Raw genomic sequence first — 18,564 nt, forward strand, 5'->3', positions numbered from 1 at the left:
CCATTGTGTGGGGCAAGGAATTCCCGGCAGGCAGAGCTGGTGGCGGGAACGACGGAGCCCGGGCCCTTCCCTCGTCCTGGCGGCGAGGGGAGGGCCGGGCTCGGTGACGACCCAGAGGTGGCCGTCAGTGCGCGGAGCGGCCCGAGGGCTGCTCGCCCATGTCCTCCAGCTCGACGCCCTTCGTCTCGGGGACCTTCGCGAGGACGAAGACGAAGGACAGCGCCGCGAAGACGGCGAACGCGGTGTACGGGACGGAGGCGCCGAACGTGTCGAGGGCGGGCTTGAAGGCGATCGTGACGGTGAAGTTGGCGAGCCACTGAGCCATCGCCGCGACGCCGAGCGCGGCGGCACGGATGCGGTTCGGGAACATCTCGCCGAGCAGGACCCAGACCAGCGGCCCCCAGGAGGCGCCGAAGAACACGACGAAGGCGTTCGCCGCGACCAGGGCGATGGGTCCCCAGGGGTCGGGCAGCGAGATGTTGTCGCCGCTGCCGCTCGACTGGGTGAACGCGAACGCCATCACGGCGAGCGAGACGGTCATGCCCGCGGAGCCGACGAGGAGGATCGGCCGTCGGCCCACCCTGTCGACCAGGACGATGGCGACGAACGTCACCGCCACGTTGGTCACGGCGGTGATCGTGGAGAACAGGAACGACTGGCTCTCGTCGAAGCCGACGGTCTGCCACAACGTCGTGGAGTAGTAGAAGATCGCGTTGATGCCGACGAACTGCTGGAACACCGAGAGCAGGATGCCGACCCACACGATCGGCTTGAGGCCGAACGTCGACCCCCGGAGCGTGCCCTCCTGCGCGTTCTTCTCGTCGACGGCGATCGAGCGGTGGATCTGCGCGATGCGGTCGTCGACGTCCTCGTCCGGTCCGAGCACGGACTCGAGCACGGCGCGCGCCTCGTCGTCCCGGCCCTTCGCCACCAGGTATCGGGGCGACTCGGGGATGCGCAGGGCGAGGATGCCGTAGACCGCAGCGGGGACGACGCAGACGAGGAACATCCAGCGCCACGCCTCCCACCCGAGCCACAGCTCGTTGGACGCCCCGCCCGCGGTCTCCGCGAGGAGCTGGTCGGAGAGCAGCGCCGCGAAGATGCCGATGGTGATGGCGAGCTGCTGGAGCGAGCCCATGCGGCCGCGGAGGCGGGCCGGCGCGATCTCCGCGATGTACGCGGGCGCGATGACCGAGGCGATACCGATGCCGACGCCCGCCATGAACCGCCAGATGGCCAGGTCGAAGGCCGACCACGCGATCGCCGAGAGGATCGAGGAGACGAAGAACAGGACTGCGCCGAACACCATGACGCGCGTGCGGCCCCACCGGTCGGCGAGACGGCCGCCCGACCACGCGCCGAGCGCGCAGCCGAGGAGAGCGATCGCGACGACGAGGCCCGTCACCGCGGAGTCGAGGTCGAACTGGCCCTCGATCGCCGCGACGGCGCCGTTGATGACCGAGCTGTCGAACCCGAAGAGGAAGCCGCCGACCGCGGCGGCGACGGCGAGACCGATCGCCTTCCGGTGGGCGCTCCGCTCGCTCACGGTCCTCTGACCTGCTGCGCCGCTGCTCGACATCTCGCCCTCCGCTCCGTCCCGGAGCCGGTGGCAGCTCCTGTCGTCCTTCTGTCGTCACTGTAGGGCGGGGTCCCGACCGTGGCGCGGTGAACGGGGTGGGGCCCCGAGCGGCGCCCGGAGGCTGCGGGCGTCCCGGCGCCGGGTGGAGACTGGGCGGGTGCCAGACGACGTCCCCACCCCCGGAGCCCGGCCCGACCCCGGTCGGTCCGACCGCACGCAGCGACCCCGCCGCCCTGCCATGCTCGACCCGCGCGACGCCGACGAGCTGCCCGGCGAGCTCGACCCCGCGCTCCGCGACCGGGTCGCGCACACCACCGCGCACGCGATCGTGCACCGCGCCCGCGACACGGAGGACCCGGAGGTCGTCGAGCGGCTCGTCCACCTCGTCGAGACCGAGGGCCTCGACGTCGTCGCCGGCCTGTGGTCCGACGCCGCGCCCAACTCCCTGCCGGGGGCGCTGTGGCGGCTCTACGTGCTGCGCGAGTGGGTGCGTCGCGACCCGCAGACCGTCACCCTCCGCTACCGGCTCGGGGTCGACGCCGCGCCCGTCCACGAGGCGATCGCGGGCGTGCCCCGGCCGCCGGGGCCGCAGGACGTGCGCGACCTCGCCGACGCGGTGCTGTCCGGCGTCTTCACGGGCGACCTCGCCGTCGCGCTCGAGCGCGCGGGATCGTTCTGCCGCATCCTCGCCACCGGCGCCGCGTTCGACGCCGACGCGCGCGAGGTCGCCGACCCCGACGGCGCCCTGCGCACGACCCGGGGCGCGGGCTCGCTGCTGCGGACCGCCCAGGAGCTCGAGCGCGCCGCCGAGCTCTGGCGCGCCGACCGCCTCGACTGAGCGCGCGCTCCTCCACGCTGGCGGGGGCCCCGGTCGTCGCCGAGCAGGCGAACCTGGCGCGTCCGTGCCATGTCACGAGCCGAGACCGCCTGCTCGGCCGACCGAAACCTCCTGGTCGGGCCCGTCGGGACCTCGCGGGCGCGGAGGGTGCGGGATCCGCCGTCGGCCTGCACGGCGGGCGGGGGCGGTCTCGCGGAGCGCGAACACGGGTACCCCGACCGGGGTGCGGCACGTACGATGGATCTCGACGCCGGGCCGCGGTAGCCCCGGGCTCCACACTCAGCCGCTACGAGCGGCCACGCGCCGAGAGGCGCTCCCGGTCCGGCGTCACTAACTTCCCCCTCGCGGCCACCGTGCGCCGCCTCTCGTGCGGTGCGCGGGCGCGGTGGCCGCACCGGCGAAGACGCCGGGCGCAGGCTGTGGGCGTCCTGAGCATCCGGGACCTTGGACCCGACGATTCCAGCATCGCTCCGCGCGTCGGCTACATTTGACGAGAGTTCGACGTGCGTTCACCGAGAGATCATCCGACCAGAGATCGTGACCACCCCGACCGTCCGGTTCCCCCGGCGGCCGAGCGGCCCTCGCGGCCGACGCCAGCTCAGACCCCTACCCCGCGTCCCTTCCGGAGCCCCCCGTGCGCCTGCGCCTGACACCGCGCGACACCTCGTTCTTCGACCTCCTCGCCGCCTCGGCGCAGCACCTGGTCACAGGGTCCACGCTCCTCGCGGAGCTGCTGGGGGCGGACCGCCCCACGCGCAAGCAGCTCGCGAAGCAGCTGAGCGAGACCGAGCACCTCGCGGACGACGCGACGCACTCGATCATGCGACGCCTCAACCAGACGTTCGTCACGCCGTTCGACCGGGACGACATCTACGCCCTCGCGTCGGCGCTCGACGACTGCATGGACTACATGGAGGAGGCGGCCGACCTCATCGTCCTCTACAAGGTCGACGAGCTCCCGGCCCGCGTGTCCGAGCAGGTCCAGGTGCTCCAGCGAGCGTCGGAGCTGACGGCCGAGGCGATGCCGCGGCTGCGCTCGATGGACGACCTCCCCGAGTACTGGGTCGAGGTCAACCGCCTGGAGAACCAGGCGGACAAGGTCCACCGCAAGCTGCTCGCCGAGCTCTTCGACGACGTGTCCGACCCAGTCCTCCTCATGAAGCTCAAGGAGATCGTGGAGGTCCTCGAGCAGGCGGCCGACGCCTTCGAGAAGGTCGCCAACACGGTCGAGACCATCGCCCTCAAGGAGTCCTGAGCCCCGTGGAGGCAGTGCTCGTCGTCGTCGTCGTGGCCTTCGCCCTGGCGTTCGACTACACCAACGGGTTCCACGACGCCGCGAACGCCATCGCGACCTCGGTGTCGACCCGGGCCCTCACACCGCGCGCGGCGCTCCTCATGGCGGCGGTGTTCAACCTCATCGGCGCGCTGCTCGGCACGGCCGTGGCGCAGACCATCGCGGAGGACATCGTCGCCGTCGGCGACGTGCCACCCCACCAGGGTCTCGTCATCGTCCTGTGCGGGCTGGTCGGCGCGATCACGTGGAACCTCATCACGTGGTGGCTGGGCCTGCCGTCGTCGTCGACGCACGCGATCATCGGCGGCCTCGCGGGCGTCGGCCTCGCGTCCGGGATCACGGTGCACTGGGACGCGATCCTCGACAAGGTCGTGCTCCCCATGATCTTCTCGCCGCTGATCGGCTTCGGCCTCGCGTTCGCGCTCATGGTCCTGCTGCTCTGGGTGTTCCGGAACGCGGCGCCCGCCCGGGCGTTCCGCCGGTTCCGGATCGCGCAGACGGCCTCCGCCGCCGCGATGGCGCTGGGCCACGGTCTGCAGGACGCGCAGAAAACGATGGGCGTCATCGTGCTCGCCCTCGTGGCGGGCGGGTTCCAGGACGACAACACGATCCCGCTGTGGGTCAAGCTGTCGGCCGCGACGGCGATCTCGCTCGGCACCTACGCGGGCGGCTGGCGCATCATGCGCACGCTCGGCCGCAAGATCATCGAGCTCGACCCGGCCCGCGGCTTCGTCGCCGAGTCGGTGTCCGCCGTCGTGCTCTACGCCAACGCGTTCATCTTCCACGCGCCCGTCTCGACGACGCACACCATCACCTCGGCGATCATGGGCGTCGGCGCGACCAAGCGCCTGTCCGCGGTGCGCTGGGGCGTCGCCAAGAACATCGGCGCCGCGTGGGTCCTGACGATCCCTGCCGCCGCGCTCGTCGCGGCCGTCGTCTACTGGATCCTCAGCCCGATCCTGCTCTGAACCGCCGGCGACGCCGGTCCCCGCACGACGACGGCGCCCCGTCGGAGGGCTCTCGCCCACCGACGGGGCGCCGTCGTGCGTCCGGACGTCGCCCGGGCGGTGACGTCGGCCCGGTCTCAGTGCAGCGGCGGGGCGACCTTCTCCGCCGCGACGACACGCGGGCCCTTGGGCGTGCGTGCCACGTGGGCCACGATCATCTCGCCGGGCTCGAGGAACGGGTCGTGCGCGGGCAGGGCGTTCGCGACCGGCCGGCGCGAGTGCTGGCCGAGGACGTCGAGCACCGTGGGCAGCACCGGCCGGTGCGTGCACAGCACCGACGACCGCTCCGCCTCGAGCAGCTCCCGGACCGTCCGCGCGACGCGCGCGGGGGACCGCTCGTGCTGCGCCTCGGTGAGGTGGTCGATGCTGACCGTGGCGAGCCCCGAGGCGGTCGCGTACGGCGCGATCGTCTGGGCGCAGCGGTCCCAGCGGCTCGTGACGATCGTCTCGACGCCGTAGGCCGCGAGTACCGGCACGAGCGCGACCCCCTGGGCGTGGCCAGCGGGCGTGAGCGGACGGTCCTGCTCGTCGCCGTGCCACGCCGACCGCGCCACGGCCTTGCCGTGGCGCGCGATGACGACGACGTGCGTCGCGAGGCGGCCCTCGTCGCGCTCGCGCACGAGCGCCTCGAGCGGCGCCCGGTCGGCCTGCCGCGTGAGGCGCCGCGCGGCGTCGTCCGCGGAGAGCCACGCGGCGCGGTCGATCTCCTGGGGCGACACCGGCGGGACGGGGGCGCGCGCGGCGAGCGCGCCGGCGTCGGACCGGCTCGACGCCCTGCGGGCGGCCCAGTAGTGCACGCGCTTCACACGGCCCTCGGGCGTGAGGTACTGCAGCCCCGGGAGCGGGACGCCCAGCACGACCGGCTTGCCCGTCTCCTCGGCGACCTCGCGCGCCGCGGCCGCCTGGAACGTCTCGCCCGGGTCGAGCTTGCCCTTGGGCCACGACCAGTCGTCGTAGCGCGGCCGGTGGACGAGGCGCACCTGCAGCTCGTCGTCGCGCACGCGCCACACGAGGGCACCGGCCGACTCGATGACGGGCGCGTGCGACACGTGCGTCGGGCCGAGCGTGTCCACGAGCGGCACGCCGCCGCGGAGCGCGGAGGACGGCACTCCCATCCGCTACCGCCTCCCGACGAGCCGGCGGCGCTGTCGCTGGACGAGGCTGGCCTGGAGGTCGACGAGCGGCGAGCCGTCGGGCGCGGTGTCGGGGCGGTGCCACGTGCCGTCGGCGTCGAGGTGCCACGACGCGGTGCGCTCGGACATCGACGCGTCGAGCAGGTCGAGCAGCTCCATCACCTGGTCGGGGTCGGTGATGCGCACGAGCGCCTCGACGCGGCGGTCGAGGTTGCGGTGCATGAGGTCGGCCGACCCGATGAACATCTCCGGGCCGCTCTCCGGCCCCTCACCGATGGCGGGGCCGGCGGAGTTGGCGAACGCGTAGATGCGCGAGTGCTCGAGGAAGCGCCCGAGGATCGAGCGCACGCGGATGTTCTCGCTCAGCCCGGGCACGCCCGGGCGGACGGCGCAGATGCCGCGCACCACGAGGTCGACCTTCACGCCCGCCTGCGACGCGCGGTAGAGCGCGTCCAGCGTCGTCTCGTCGACGACGGAGTTGACCTTGATCTTGACCCACGCCTCGTGGCCCTCGCGCGCGGCGACCGCCTCGCGGTCGATCCGCTCGACGAGGCCGGAGCGTACGGTGCGGGGTGCGACGAGCAGGCGGTGGAACCGCGACTGCGGCGCGTACCCGGAGAGCTGGTTGAACAGGCGCGTGAGGTCCTGCCCGACGTCGGGGTCGCACGTGAGCAGGCCGTGGTCGGTGTAGAGGCGGGCCGTCTTCGGGTGGTAGTTCCCGGTGCCGACGTGGCAGTAGCGGCGCAGGCCGTCCGACTCCTGGCGCACGACGAGCGAGAGCTTGCAGTGCGTCTTGAGCCCGACGATCCCGTACACGACGTGCACGCCCGCCTGCTCGAGCTTGCGCGCCCACGAGATGTTGGCCTGCTCGTCGAACCGGGCCTTGATCTCGACGAGCGCGAGCACCTGCTTGCCCGCCTCGGCCGCGTCGATGAGCGCGTCGACGATCGGCGAGTCGCCCGACGTCCGGTACAGCGTCTGCTTGATCGCGAGCACCGCCGGGTCGGCCGCCGCCTGCTCGAGGAACGTCTGCACCGACGTCGAGAACGAGTCGTACGGGTGGTGCAGCAGGACGTCGCGTTCGCGGATCGCGGCGAACACGTCCGTCGGGGACGAGCTCTCCACCTCGGCGAGGAGGCGGTGCGTCGTCGGGACGAACGGCGGGAAGTGCAGGTCGGCACGGTCGAGGTCGGCGATGAGGTTGAGGCCCGTGAGGTCGAGCGGCAGCGGGATCTCGTACACCTCCTCCTCGACGACGCCGAGCTCGCGCACCAGCAGCGCGCGGATGCGCGGGCTGATGCCCGGCGTGAGCTCGAGGCGCACGGGCGGACCGAACCGGCGGCGCAGCAGCTCCTTCTCCATCGCCTGGAGCAGGTTCTCCGCGTCGTCCTCCTCGACCTCGACGTCCTCGTTGCGCGTGACGCGGAACAGGTGGTGCTCGCGCACCTCCATGCCGGGGAAGAGGTGGTCGAGGTGCTGGGCGATGACCTCCTCGATCGGCACGAACGACGTCGGCCCGCGGTCGGGCGACGCCGTCTGCGACGTCGGCGCGCTCGGGCGGCCACGCGCGTCCACGGCGATGAACCGCGGCAGCAGCGGCGGCACCTTGACGCGCGCGAAGTGCTCCTTGCCCGTCGTCGGGTTCGCGACCACGACCGCGAGGTTGAGCGAGAGCCCCGAGATGTACGGGAACGGGTGCGCCGGGTCGACGGCGAGCGGCGTGAGCACGGGGAAGATCTGCTTGCGGAAGAACTTGTGCAGGCGCTCCTGCTCGCGCGTCTCCAGCTCGTCCCAGTGGACGAGCGTGATGCCCTCGGCGGCGAGCGCCGGCTGGACCTCGTCGGCGAAGACCCGCGCGTGCCGCGCCATGAGCTCGTGCGCGCGCTCGCTGATCGCGTCGAGCACCTGACGCGGCGACAGCCCCGAGGCGGCCGTGACCGCGATGCCCGTCGCCATGCGGCGCTTGAGGCCGGCGACCCGGACCATGAAGAACTCGTCCAGGTTCGACGCGAAGATCGCAAGGAACCGCACGCGCTCCAGGAGCGGCTGGCTCGGGTCCTCCGCGAGCTCGAGCACGCGCTGGTTGAACGCGAGCCAGCTCAGCTCGCGGTCGGCGAACCGGTCGTCGGGCAGCGGACCGAGGTCGAGCTCCGCACCGACCGGTTCGATCTCCGGCTCCTCGGCGATGTGCTCCGCGATGTGCGCGGCGAGGTCCGGGTCGAGGGTGCGCTGCGTGGACGTGTCGGTCATGGGTTCATGGTGGCACCAGTTGATGAACGGTGCGTGACGCGGGTCACCGTTCGGCCGGTGCGGGGGTCAGCGGGCGGGCCGGGCGTACTGCACGTGCACGGCGCGCCGCACGAACCCCGCCCGCTCGTACGTCCGCACCGCGGGGACGTTGTCGCCGTCCACGTAGAGCACGGCCGTGCGTGCCCCGCGCTCCGCGAGGTGCGCGAGCCCGACGGCGGTCAGCAGCCGCCCGAGCCCCTCGCCCTGGGCGGACGGGACCACACCGACGACGTAGATCTCGCCCTCGCGCGCGGCGTCCGGCTGGCCCGTCGGGATCTTGGTCCACACGAACCCGACGAGCTCGGGCGCGCCGTCGCCGGGCGCCGGGTCGCGCTCGAGGAGCAGGAGGCCCGCGGCGTCGAACCAGTCCTCGCGCATCCGCGCACGCAGGTCGTCGGCCGTGAGCCGCCCCTGCTCCGGGTGGTGCGCGAACGCGAGCGCGTTCGCCCGGACCCAGGCCGCGTCGTCGTCCCCGGGCACGAACGCGCGCAGCCGCAGACCCGCCGGGACGGCGGGGCGCGGGTGCTCCGCCGGGCCGCCCAGCGGGCGCTCGAGCACGAGCAGCTCCCGCACGACGCCGTACCCCGCCCGCGCGGCGAGGCCCTGCGCCGCGGGCAGGTCGCCGTGGGCCCACACGCGCAGCGGCGCGACGTCCCTGCCGGGGGAGGGGGCCGGTGCGGGGGCGCCGTCCGTCGGGCCCTCGTCCGGGGTGCCCGCGTCCGCGGCGCGCTCGGACGGGCGCGGCTCGACGGCGCGGTCCGCGGCGCTCCCGAGGAGGTGGAAGCCGAGGCCGTGGCGACGGTGCGCCGGGCGCACGACGAGCTCGGCGCTCGGCGCGTCCCCGCGCTTGTCCACCTGCGCGTAGCCGGCGAGCTCGCCCCCACGCCACGTGAGGAGGTGCACGACGTCGTCGGTCGCCTCGCGCAGGTTGAGCAGCGGCTGCTCGGAGAGGGGCGCGACGCCGTCCTCCCGCTCCGCCGCCGCGGCGAGGTCGTAAACCTGCGCGATCTCGACGTCGTCGATGAGCGGCCCGGTGTGCCAGAGGATCGCGGTCTCCACCGGTCCATCTTGCCCCCGGCGTCCGCGCACGACCGAACGCGCGCCGCCCGCGCCCGCGGAGCGCCGTCGTGGTGGCGGGAAGGTTCCGCGAGGGCGGGCCGTTGTCCCGGACGTGAGCGAGCGGACCCACGGGCGAGAGACGGCGGCACCGGGCACGGCGGGCACGGACCCGCTCGGTCCGGGCGGAGTCGTGCACGACGTCGTGGTCGTCGGTGCGGGCCAGGCCGGGCTGTCGGCGGCGTACCACCTGCGGCGCGCCGGGCTCGACCCGGTCGTGCTCGACGGCGGTCGCGGCCCGGGCGGCGCGTGGCAGGACCGCTGGGACGCGCTGACGATGGCCGAGACGCACGCCGTGCACGACCTCCCGGGCGTCCCGCTCCCGGCCGGCGACCCGGACGAGCGCGCGAACGTCGCCGTCCCGCGCTACTACGCGGCGTACGAGCGCGAGAACGACCTGCGCGTGGTGCGGCCCGTCACGGTGCACGACGTGCGCGACGACCCCGGCGACCCCACGCTCCTGCGGGTCCGCGCGACGGTCGGCGCCGGGCCGGACGCGCGCGACGTCGTCGTCCGCACGCGCACGCTCGTCAACGCGACCGGCACGTGGACCCGCCCGTTCTGGCCGCGCTACCCCGGGATGGAGACGTTCCGCGGTCGCCAGCTCCACACGCACGACTTCCGCGCCGCCGAGGACTTCGCGGGGCAGCACGTCGTGGTCGTCGGCGGCGGGGCGTCCGCGACACAGCTCCTGCTCCAGATCGCGCCGCACGCGTCGGGCACGACGTGGGTGACGCGCCGCGCGCCCGTGTGGGTCGAGGAGGAGTTCTCGCCGGAGCTGGGCCGGGCCGCCGTCGCGCGCGTCGCCGAGCGGACGGCCGCGGGCCTGCCGCCCGGGAGCGTCGTCTCGGTCACGGGGCTGCCGCTCACGCCCCGGTACCGCGCGGGGATCGCGAACGGGGTGCTGCGGCGTCGGCCGATGTTCGCGCGCGTCACGGCGACCGGCGTCGAGTGGGCTCCCGGCGCGAACGACGACGGGCTCCTGCACCAGCCCGCCGACGTCATCCTCTGGGCCACCGGGTTCCGCGCCGCGCTCGACCACCTCGCGCCCCTCGGCCTGCGTGCGCCCGGCGGCGGGATCGTGCTCGACGGCACGACGGCGGCGAGCGACCCGCGCGTCCAGCTCGTCGGCTACGGGCCCAGCGCCTCCACGATCGGGGCCAACCGGGCGGGGCGCGGGGCGGCGCGCGGCGTGCTGCGGGCGCTCGGCCGACGGCCCGAGCGCGGCCCCGCGGCAGGATCTCGGCGACCGGTGGCGGTGTGAGGGCTCGTCAGCGCCCGCCGTCGAGCCCTAGCGTGCACCCGTGAGCACCGAGTCCTCCCCGGCCCCCGACCCGTCCGCCGGCCGCGAGCCCGCCCCGGTCGCGGTCGACGCGCCTGCCCTGCCGACGCAGCGCCGCACCCTGACGACCCTCGTCGCGACGCAGGTGCTGTCCGGCGTCGGGGTCGCGAGCGGCATCGCCGTCGCGCCGCTCGTGGCCTCGGCGCTGTCCGGGTCCGACGCGATCGCGGGGCTCACGTCGACGTCCGGCGTCGTCGGCGCGGCTCTCGTCGCGCTGCCGCTCGCCCAGGTCGCGGGTCGGCGCGGCCGACGGCCGTCGCTCCTGCTCGGCTTCGGCCTCGCGACCGCCGGCGCCCTCCTCGCGACGGTGGCCGTCCTGCTGGGCTCGTGGCCGCTGCTCGTCGTGGCGATGCTGCTCTTCGGCTCCGGCACGGCCGCCGGTCTCGCCTCCCGCTTCGCCGCGACGGACCTCGCGACCCCGCAGCGCCGGGCCCGCGACCTGTCCGTGGTGGTGTGGGCGACGACCGTCGGGTCCGTCGTCGGGCCGACGCTCGCGGGCGTCGCCGACCGGGTCGCCGGACCGGCCCTGCGCCTCGGGGACGCGCACGCCGAGCACGGGAGCGCCGCGGGGAGCACCGCGCCGAGCGCGGCCCCGTTCGTGCTCGCGACGCTCGCGTTCGCCCTCGCGGCGACCGTCGTCGCGGTGTGGCTGCGCCCGGACCCGCTGCTCGCGTCGCACGCGCCGTCGGGGGCGGGTGCGGCGGGGACTGTCGCGGAGGGTTCCGGCGCGACGGGTTCGGGTGCGGCGGGCTCCGGTGCGGCGGGTGGCGACGGGGGTGCGCCGGGCGCGGGTGGAGCGCCGGGCCCGGCGTCGTGGCGCGACGGCCTGCGCGCCGGCTGGGCCGTCGTCGCGGCCAGCCCCACGGCGCGCCTCGCGCTCGGCGCGATCGTGCTGAGCCACCTCGTCATGGTCGGCCTCATGTCCATGACCCCGGTCCACATGAACCACGGCGGCGCGACGCTCCAGGTCGTGGGGCTCGTGATCAGCGCCCACATCGCGGGCATGTACGCGCTGAGCCCCGTCGTCGGGTGGCTCGCGGACCGGCTCGGGCACGCGCGCGTGCTGTACGCCGGGGGCGCGCTGCTCCTCGCGGCGGCGGTCGTCGTGGCAGGCGCGCCGGGCGAGGACTCCGCGCGCCTCACGGTCGGCCTGGTGCTGCTGGGGCTCGGGTGGTCGTGCGGGCTCGTCGCCGGGTCGGCGCTGCTCGTCGACGCGACGCCCGGGCCGTCGCGCACCGCCGTGCAGGGCCTGTCGGACCTCGCGATGAACACGGGCGGCGCCGTCGGCGGCATCCTCGCGGGCGCGATCATCGGGTTCTCGTCGTACGGCGCGCTCGCGTGGGGAGCGGCGGCGCTCGTCGTCGTGTGCGCGGTCGTGGCGGCTCCGCTCGCGCGGCGGGCCGCGCTCCGCTGACGACCGCCGCCGAGATCGGCACCCGGGGGTGGGATCGGCGGTCGGGACCGCCGATCCGGTCTGCGGGTGCCGATCTCGCGGGGTGGGCGGCTGCGGGCAGGGTCAGGCGAGCACGGCCGGGAGCGCCGTGCGCTCGTCCCGGCGGACGGCGCCGACCTGCGCCGGGGTGAGGAACAGCGCCCGGGAGAGGTCGGCGCCGCGCGCGTCCGCGCCCCGCAGGTCGGCGCCGAGCAGGTCGACGGCGTCGAGCCGCGCCCCGCGCAGGTCGGCACCGAGGAGCAGCGCGCCCCGCAGGTCCGACGCCGTCAGGTCCCGCCCGCGGAGGTCCGCGCCGACGAGGTCCGCCCCCGGGCGCAGCCGACGACGCACCCCCGTGCCCGGAGCCCGGAGTGCCGGCGGGGCGTCGGGCGGGGCCGCTGCGCGGGCGGTGCCGTGCGGCGACGCGGCGTCGCGGCGGCCGTCCCGGTGCCGGCGGTCGCGCGCCTGCGAGCTGTCGCGCGCCGCGCCGCGGGCCGCGTCGCGCACGAGCGCGCTCGCGCGGTCGACCAGCGGGCCGACGGAACGACGGACGGCGCCGACGTCGAGCGCGAGCAGGTCCGCCGCGGCGAGGTCGGCGAGCGGTGCGGTGCGGTCGAGCGCCTGCCGGGCGTCGTCGTGCACGGCGGCGGACGCGGGGAGCGCGAGCACCTCCGCGAGGTACCAGAGCAGCTCCTGGAGCTGCGTGACCACGGGCAGGGCGGCGAACGCGTCGCGCGCGGCGGCGGGGTCGTCGCGCCAGGTCGCGCCGTCGTGCGCCGCCCGGACGGCGGCCGTCACGCGCTGGCCCGCGCCCAGGCAGTCGTAGGCGACGCAGCCGGGAAAACCGGACTCGGGCAGCCGGGCGTGGATGCCGCAGCCGAAGTCGGTGCGCAGGTTCGGGCAGGGCGTGCCGGCAGGCTTGTCGATCGCGAAGTCGGCGGACCGCACGAGGTGCAGGCCCACGCAGCACAGGCCCGTGCAGCGGGAGCAGTCGCTGCGCAGGTCGAGCTGCTCGACGAGGAGGGCGCGGCCGTCGGCCGCGGGGACGCGGGGCACGCCTCGACGCTACGCCGTCGCGGGGACGCCGGGCACGGGCATATCGCCGTGCGCACCGGCCAGGCGGTCGGCGCACGAGAACGGGGCCGGTGCCGTCGTCGCGTGGACGACGGCACCGACCCCGTGGTCGACGAGCGGCGCGTCAGTCGTCCGAGGACGACGGCTTCTGCAGGCCCGCCGAGATGAGCTCCATCACCGACGAGTCCGCGAGGGTCGTGGCGTCGCCCACCGTCCGGTTCTCCGCGACGTCGCGCAGGAGGCGGCGCATGATCTTGCCGGACCGCGTCTTCGGGAGCTCGGGCACGACGAGGATGCGCTTCGGCTTGGCGATCGGGCCGATCTCCTTCGCGACGTGGTTGCGCAGCTCGGTCTGCACGGCCGCCGCGCCGTCGGCGTCGGACGCTCGGCCGGCGTGCTCGCCGCGCAGGATGACGAACGCGACGACGGCCTGGCCCGTGAGGTCGTCGCTCGCGCCGACGACCGCGGCCTCCGCGACGATCTCGTGGGAGACCAGCGCCGACTCGATCTCCGTGGTGGACAGGCGGTGCCCCGAGACGTTCATGACGTCGTCGACCCGGCCGAGCAGCCAGATGTCGCCGTCCTCGTCCTTCTTGGCGCCGTCGCCCGCGAAGTAGATGCCCGGGAAGCGCGACCAGTACGTGTCCTTGAAGCGCTCGAGGTCGCCCCAGATGCCGCGGAGCATCGACGGCCACGGCTCGGACAGCACGAGGTACCCACCGCCGCCGTTCGGTACGGAGCGCGCCTCGTCGTCGACGACGTCCGCCACGATGCCCGGCAGGGGCACCTGGGCGGAGCCCGGCTTGGCCGCCGTGACGCCCGGCAGCGGCGAGATCATGATCGCGCCCGTCTCCGTCTGCCACCACGTGTCGACGATGGGCGTGCGGTCGCCGCCGATGACGCGGCGGTACCACATCCAGGCCTCGGGGTTGATGGGCTCGCCCACCGACCCGAGCACGCGCAGCGACGACAGGTCGAACTTCGCGGGGATCTCCTCGCCCCACTTCATGCACGCGCGGATCGCCGTCGGCGCGGTGTAGAGGATCGAGACCCGGTACTTCTCGACGATCTCCCACCAGCGGCCCTGGTGCGGGGAGTCCGGGGTGCCCTCGTAGATCACCTGCGTCGCGCCGTTGAGGAGCGGGCCGTAGACGACGTACGAGTGGCCCGTGACCCAGCCGATGTCGGCGGTGCACCAGTAGACGTCGGTGTCGGCCTTGAGGTCGAACACGTTGCGGTGCGTGTACGCGGCCTGCGTGAGGTAGCCGCCCGTGGTGTGGAGGATGCCCTTGGGCTTCCCCGTGGTGCCCGACGTGTAGAGGATGAACAGCGGGTGCTCCGCCTCGACCCACACCGGCGTGTGCGTCGTGTCGGCGGCCTCGAGCGCGTCGTGCCACCACACGTCGCGGCCCTCGGTCCACGCGGTGTCCTGGCCGGTGCGGCGCACGACGAGGACGTGCTCGACCGTCGTCGGCTCGGCGCCCTCCTTCGGCGCGAGCGCCTCGTCGACCGCGGGCTTGAGCGCGGAGGCCGCGCCGCGGCGGTAGCCGCCGTCGGCCGTGATGACGAGCTTCGCCTCGGCGTCGGCGATGCGGCTGCGCAGCGCGTCGGCGGAGAACCCGCCGAACACGACCGAGTGCGGGGCGCCGATGCGCGCGCACGCGAGCATCGCCACGACGGCCTCGACGACCATCGGCAGGTAGATGACGACGCGGTCGCCGGTCTCGACGCCGAGGGCCGCGAGCGCGTTGGCCGCGCGCGAGACGTCGCGCTGCAGCTCGGCGTACGTGACGGTGCGCGTGTCGCCCGGCTCGCCCTCGAAGTGAATCGCGACCCGGTCGCCCAGACCCGCCTCGACGTGGCGGTCCACCGCGTTGTACGCGGCGTTGAGCGTGCCGTCGGCGAACCAGCGCGCGACGGGCGCCTGCGACCAGTCGAGGGTCTCGGTGAACGGGGTCTGCCACGTGACGAGGTCGTTCGCCTGCCGCGCCCAGAACGCGAGCCGGTCGGCCCGCGCCTCCTCGTACAGCTCGGGCTGCGCGTTCGCCTGCGCGGCGAACTCGGGGCTCGGGGGGAAGCTCCGGGTCTCGTGGAGGAGGTTCTCCAGGCTGGACGTGGTGGCCGCTGCTGCGGCCTCGGGCTCGTTCTCTGGCACGCTGACCTCCGGTGCGCATCGACTCTGGTGCGGTCCCGCCGACCGCGGCGGCCGCCCGGGGGCGGCGTGACGGTACGACGGTACGACGGGGCGGACGGCCGCACGACCGGGGCCCCGACCTGGCGAGTGTAGACCTCCTGCGGTGAGCGCGGTCACATCCGTCCGGGATTCGGCGAGAGTGCTCGCAAAGGAGCGGGCGAGCGCCCCGGACGGCGGGGGAGCGCGCCGTCGGGCGACCCGCCGGGCACCCCGGCGCGCTGTTGCCGCGCACGGGGTGGTGACCCACCATGGGCTCACGTTCCTCGCGGAGCGTGCGGCCTCACGGCGAGGCACAGGGGGCGGGTTGGCGTACGCGGCGGTGCGGGGCGCGCGGTCGCGCCCTGCCGCGCCCGCACGCCGGGACGACGGTGTCGACGTCGCGTCCCGGGACCGCGTGCTCGCCGTCGCCGTGGCCGCCGGGCTGCGCGCCGTCGGCCGCTGCGGGGCGCGCACGGTCCCCGAGGACGCCCTCCGGCCGGGGTCCGGCGGCCGCCGCGGGCTCGTGCTCGTGGCCGACGACGCCGGGTCCCTCCCCGGCCCGCCGCTGCTCGCGGTCCTGCGGCGCCCGGGCCCGGTCGTGGTCGTGGGCGGCGCGGTCGCCGCGGACCGGCTGCTCGTCGCCGCGCGCGCCGGCGCGCTGGTCGTCGCCGCGGAGCGGCCGTTCGGCGACCAGGTGCGGACTGTCGCCCGCATGCTCGCGGGGGACGTGCGCGCGGGCGACGCGCTGCTGGTGGACCAGCTCGTGGGGGTCGTGCGCGACCGCCGGGCGGTGGCGTCGCTCACGGGACGGGAGACCGAGGTGCTGGAGCACCTCGCGGGCGGACGGTCGGTGGCCGAGATCGCGGCTGCCCTCGTGCTGTCGGTCGCGACCGTGCGCGCCCACGTCCGCTCGATCCTCGGCAAGCTCGGCGTCTCGTCGCAGCTCGCGGCCTCCGCAGCCCTGGCGCGGGCACGGGGCGGCCGTCCCGTCCGCGGATAGTCAGAACTGACGATGTGGGGCGGTCGGCGCCCGGCGGATCCTGGCGACGGACCCGGACGAAGGCACTGGGCCGACGGCGGGGCGACGCAGCCCCGCCGACGCACGAGAGGGGGCACGACATGCTGGTGGTCTGCACACAGGACGACGACATCCGCGAGGCCGTCGAGAGGCACGGTTCCGGGGCGGACGCGTGGGGCGAGGTCGTCCTGCTTCCGAAGGGCTCACGGGCCGCGGCGGAACGGGCGCTCGTCGCGACGCTCGCGACGGCGCGGGGCCCGGTCTGCCTGTCCGCGCACGGCAACGACGAGGAGATCGGCGACGAGGGGAACGGCGCCGACGACTGGGGGTGGAACCGGCGGCAGGTCGCCCGGCTCCTCGCCCGGGCGCCCGGGCCGGTCGGCCCGGTGCTCGTGCACGCGTGCGCCGAGAACGTCTCCAACTTCTCGGCGGGGCTCACCCTCGCACTCGAGGAGGAGCGGGCGCTCGAGGGCGTCTGGGTCTACGGCTACAACCGGCCCGTCCCGGCGGACGCCCGCTACCCGCGGCCGGACGCGCTGAGCAGGCAGGTCGACCTGCAGGGCACGCAGGTCGTCTTCTGACCTCGCGCCACGGGGGCGGGGCGGTCGCCGCGCTCCGACACCGCACCACACGTCATCGGAGGAAGTCATGTCGCTCGTGAGAGACATCGTCAAGCAGTTCGACAACAGCGACGAGCTCGCGCAGACGCAGCGCGAGGTCGTGGAGTCGCTCGCCCGGCTCGGCGAGACGAAGGCCGAGCTGTTCGAGGCGAAGATCCAGGAGTCGCTCCGCGGGGCGGGAGGCACGAACTCGACCGTGCCCATCACGTCCATCCTCGCGTCCAAGAAGGAGGTGCACGCCTTCACGTCCACGTCGACGGAGCACCTCGCCGACACCGTGAAGTCGTCGCTCAAGTCGTTCGTCTCGGGGACGGCGGACAGCATCATCGACGGGGTGGGCGGCCTCATCTCCGAGGCCCTCACCGTGTTCCTCGGCGGCGCGTCGGCGTCGACGGGCACGATGGAGGAGTACTACGTCGTGACCGAGGGCCTGTCCATCGTCCGGGTGGACCTCAAGGCGTGGTACCTCAACGTCTCGGCCCGCGGCATCTACGAGAAGATGGAGCGCATCAGCGCGTTCGTCGCGGTCAAGTCCACGGTGGACCTGACGAAGATCGACTTCAACACGTTCCTGTACCTCTACCAGAACCAGCTGACCGCGGCTCACCTCGACAAGAACCAGGTCAAGCAGGCGCTGCAGGAGGCGAAGGAGATCTACCAGGAGTTCAACGGGGCCGGCCTGCGCACGCAGGCGGTGCACCACATCACCCGGGCTCCGGGCAGCACGGCGCCGCGCTCGTCCTGACGCGGGGACGACGGCGGGTGCGGCGCCCCTCGGACGCCGCACCCGCCGTCGGGCGTGCGCCGACCGCCGCCGTGCGTGCCGTCAGCGTGCCCGGCGCTGGCGCACGGCCTCGTACAGCACGACCGTCGTCGCGCTCGCGGCGTTGAGCGAGCTCGCCGAGCCGAGCATGGGGATGCTCACCATGACGTCGCACGCCTCGCGCCAGCCCGCGCTGAGGCCGGTGGTCTCGTTGCCCGTGACGACGAGCGTCGGGCCCGTGAGGTCGTGGTCGGCGAGCTCGACGTCGCCGTGCTCGTCGGTCCCGAGCAGGGTCAGCGGGACCCCGGAGGAGCGCTGCGCGGCGACCCAATCGAGGACGTCGCGCCCCGCGGGGACGCGGACCGTCGGGACGGAGAAGATCGAGCCGGTGCTCGCGCGCACGGCGCGCGGGTCGTACGGGTCGGCCGCGTGCCCGGCGACGACGAGCCCGCTCCCGCCGAACGCGTCGAGCGACCGCGCGACCGTCCCCACGTTGCCCGGGCTCGTGGGCCGGTCCAGCACGACGCCGAGGAAGTCGGCGCCCACGGCGCCGCCGCCGATCCGGCCCAGGTCGTCGGGCGGCGTCGCGACGACGGCGAGGAGCTCGGGCGTCTCGTCCTCCTTGCCGCCGAGCTCGCGCAGGAGCGCGGACGACACGGCGAACCGCTGCGCGCGGACCCGGTCGAGCATCGCGTGGGCCCACGACGACAGCGACCGGTCGGCGTCGACGAGCCACGTCCGCACGGTCCACCCGGACTCGACGGCGAGCGTGATGGGCCGGACCCCCTGGACGACCATCTCGCCCGCCCGGTGCCGCTTCGTGCGGTTGGTGAGCAGCGCCTCCCACTGCTGGAACGCCGCGTTGCGGGTCGTGACGCGCTGCACG

The 18,564-nt window shown here is 74.8% G+C and carries 15 protein-coding genes; 8 read left to right on the plus strand and 7 right to left on the minus strand.

The features are described 5' to 3' along the window. Positions 1–124: 124 nt before the first annotated feature. Positions 125–1,579 carry a sugar porter family MFS transporter gene (locus tag ACI769_RS06060; RefSeq protein WP_409141329.1) on the minus strand — a complete coding sequence of 485 codons (1,455 nt, stop codon included), beginning with the start codon at positions 1,577–1,579 and terminating at the stop codon, positions 125–127. 238 nt (positions 1,580–1,817) lie between these two features. Between ACI769_RS06060 and ACI769_RS06065 the strand changes: the two genes are divergently transcribed. From ACI769_RS06065 to ACI769_RS06075, 3 genes are all read left to right on the plus strand, one after another. Next, entirely contained in the window at positions 1,818–2,417 is a 600-nt protein-coding gene (locus ACI769_RS06065) for a hypothetical protein (RefSeq protein ID WP_085386555.1), read from the plus strand. 634 nt (positions 2,418–3,051) lie between these two features. Continuing rightward, on the plus strand, positions 3,052–3,672 hold the full coding sequence (locus tag ACI769_RS06070; RefSeq protein WP_021482999.1) for a DUF47 domain-containing protein: 621 nt from the start codon (positions 3,052–3,054) through the stop codon (positions 3,670–3,672). A 5-nt stretch (positions 3,673–3,677) separates the two neighbouring features. Beyond that, positions 3,678–4,679 (plus strand): inorganic phosphate transporter, encoded by a 1,002-nt coding sequence (locus ACI769_RS06075; RefSeq protein WP_021482998.1) that lies wholly within the window; start codon positions 3,678–3,680, stop codon positions 4,677–4,679. 116 nt (positions 4,680–4,795) lie between these two features. Here ACI769_RS06075 and ACI769_RS06080 read toward each other — a convergent pair whose 3' ends face one another. The 3 genes from ACI769_RS06080 to mshD all read right to left on the minus strand — a co-directional run bounded on the left by ACI769_RS06080 (position 4,796) and on the right by mshD (position 9,199). Beyond that, entirely contained in the window at positions 4,796–5,833 is a 1,038-nt protein-coding gene (locus tag ACI769_RS06080) for an NUDIX hydrolase (RefSeq protein ID WP_409141330.1), read from the minus strand. 3 nt (positions 5,834–5,836) lie between these two features. Then, positions 5,837–8,101 carry an RNA degradosome polyphosphate kinase gene (locus tag ACI769_RS06085; RefSeq protein WP_409141331.1) on the minus strand — a complete coding sequence of 755 codons (2,265 nt, stop codon included), beginning with the start codon at positions 8,099–8,101 and terminating at the stop codon, positions 5,837–5,839. A 66-nt stretch (positions 8,102–8,167) separates the two neighbouring features. Next, the gene (gene mshD / locus ACI769_RS06090; RefSeq protein WP_409141332.1) at positions 8,168–9,199 is read right to left on the minus strand and encodes a mycothiol synthase; all 1,032 of its coding nucleotides are present in this window, start codon (positions 9,197–9,199) and stop codon (positions 8,168–8,170) included. A gap of 112 nt (positions 9,200–9,311) precedes the next feature. On the opposite strand from mshD, the gene ACI769_RS06095 reads away from it, so the two are divergent. Further along, entirely contained in the window at positions 9,312–10,520 is a 1,209-nt protein-coding gene (locus tag ACI769_RS06095; RefSeq protein ID WP_409141333.1) for an FAD-dependent oxidoreductase, read from the plus strand. Between the two features lie 40 nt (positions 10,521–10,560). Next, entirely contained in the window at positions 10,561–12,012 is a 1,452-nt protein-coding gene (locus ACI769_RS06100; protein ID WP_409141334.1) for an MFS transporter, read from the plus strand. Positions 12,013–12,114: 102 nt separating this feature from the next. On the opposite strand, the gene ACI769_RS06105 is transcribed toward ACI769_RS06100, so the two are convergent. Then, on the minus strand, positions 12,115–13,086 hold the full coding sequence (locus ACI769_RS06105; RefSeq protein WP_409141335.1) for a pentapeptide repeat-containing protein: 972 nt from the start codon (positions 13,084–13,086) through the stop codon (positions 12,115–12,117). Positions 13,087–13,228: 142 nt separating this feature from the next. Further along, entirely contained in the window at positions 13,229–15,259 is a 2,031-nt protein-coding gene (gene acs / locus ACI769_RS06110; RefSeq protein WP_021482659.1) for an acetate--CoA ligase, read from the minus strand. Between the two features lie 343 nt (positions 15,260–15,602). Here acs and ACI769_RS06115 point away from each other — a divergent pair, with 343 nt between their 5' ends. The 3 genes from ACI769_RS06115 to ACI769_RS06125 all read left to right on the plus strand — a co-directional run bounded on the left by ACI769_RS06115 (position 15,603) and on the right by ACI769_RS06125 (position 17,660). Further along, complete coding sequence (locus ACI769_RS06115) at positions 15,603–16,277, plus strand: response regulator transcription factor (RefSeq protein ID WP_076403455.1); 675 nt, start codon at positions 15,603–15,605, stop codon at positions 16,275–16,277. A gap of 125 nt (positions 16,278–16,402) precedes the next feature. Continuing rightward, entirely contained in the window at positions 16,403–16,876 is a 474-nt protein-coding gene (locus tag ACI769_RS06120; RefSeq protein ID WP_391514054.1) for a hypothetical protein, read from the plus strand. A 67-nt stretch (positions 16,877–16,943) separates the two neighbouring features. Next, complete coding sequence (locus tag ACI769_RS06125) at positions 16,944–17,660, plus strand: hypothetical protein (RefSeq protein WP_021483279.1); 717 nt, start codon at positions 16,944–16,946, stop codon at positions 17,658–17,660. A gap of 81 nt (positions 17,661–17,741) precedes the next feature. Here ACI769_RS06125 and ACI769_RS06130 read toward each other — a convergent pair whose 3' ends face one another. Further along, positions 17,742–18,563 (minus strand): RNA methyltransferase, encoded by an 822-nt coding sequence (locus ACI769_RS06130; RefSeq protein ID WP_409141336.1) that lies wholly within the window; start codon positions 18,561–18,563, stop codon positions 17,742–17,744. Position 18,564: the final 1 nt, after the last annotated feature.

Origin of the sequence: Cellulosimicrobium sp. RS (assembly GCF_046159675.1) — a bacterium.
Taxonomy (GTDB): Bacteria; Actinomycetota; Actinomycetes; order Actinomycetales; family Cellulomonadaceae; genus Cellulosimicrobium; species Cellulosimicrobium funkei.

Coding starts and splice junctions, on each gene's coding strand:
- ACI769_RS06125 (WP_021483279.1), top strand. CDS start 16,944: ATGTCGCTCGTGAGAGACATCGTCAAGCAGTTCGACAACAGCGACGAG.
- ACI769_RS06080 (WP_409141330.1), bottom strand. CDS start 5,833: ATGGGAGTGCCGTCCTCCGCGCTCCGCGGCGGCGTGCCGCTCGTGGAC.
- ACI769_RS06085 (WP_409141331.1), bottom strand. CDS start 8,101: ATGACCGACACGTCCACGCAGCGCACCCTCGACCCGGACCTCGCCGCG.
- ACI769_RS06065 (WP_085386555.1), top strand. CDS start 1,818: ATGCTCGACCCGCGCGACGCCGACGAGCTGCCCGGCGAGCTCGACCCC.
- ACI769_RS06060 (WP_409141329.1), bottom strand. CDS start 1,579: ATGTCGAGCAGCGGCGCAGCAGGTCAGAGGACCGTGAGCGAGCGGAGC.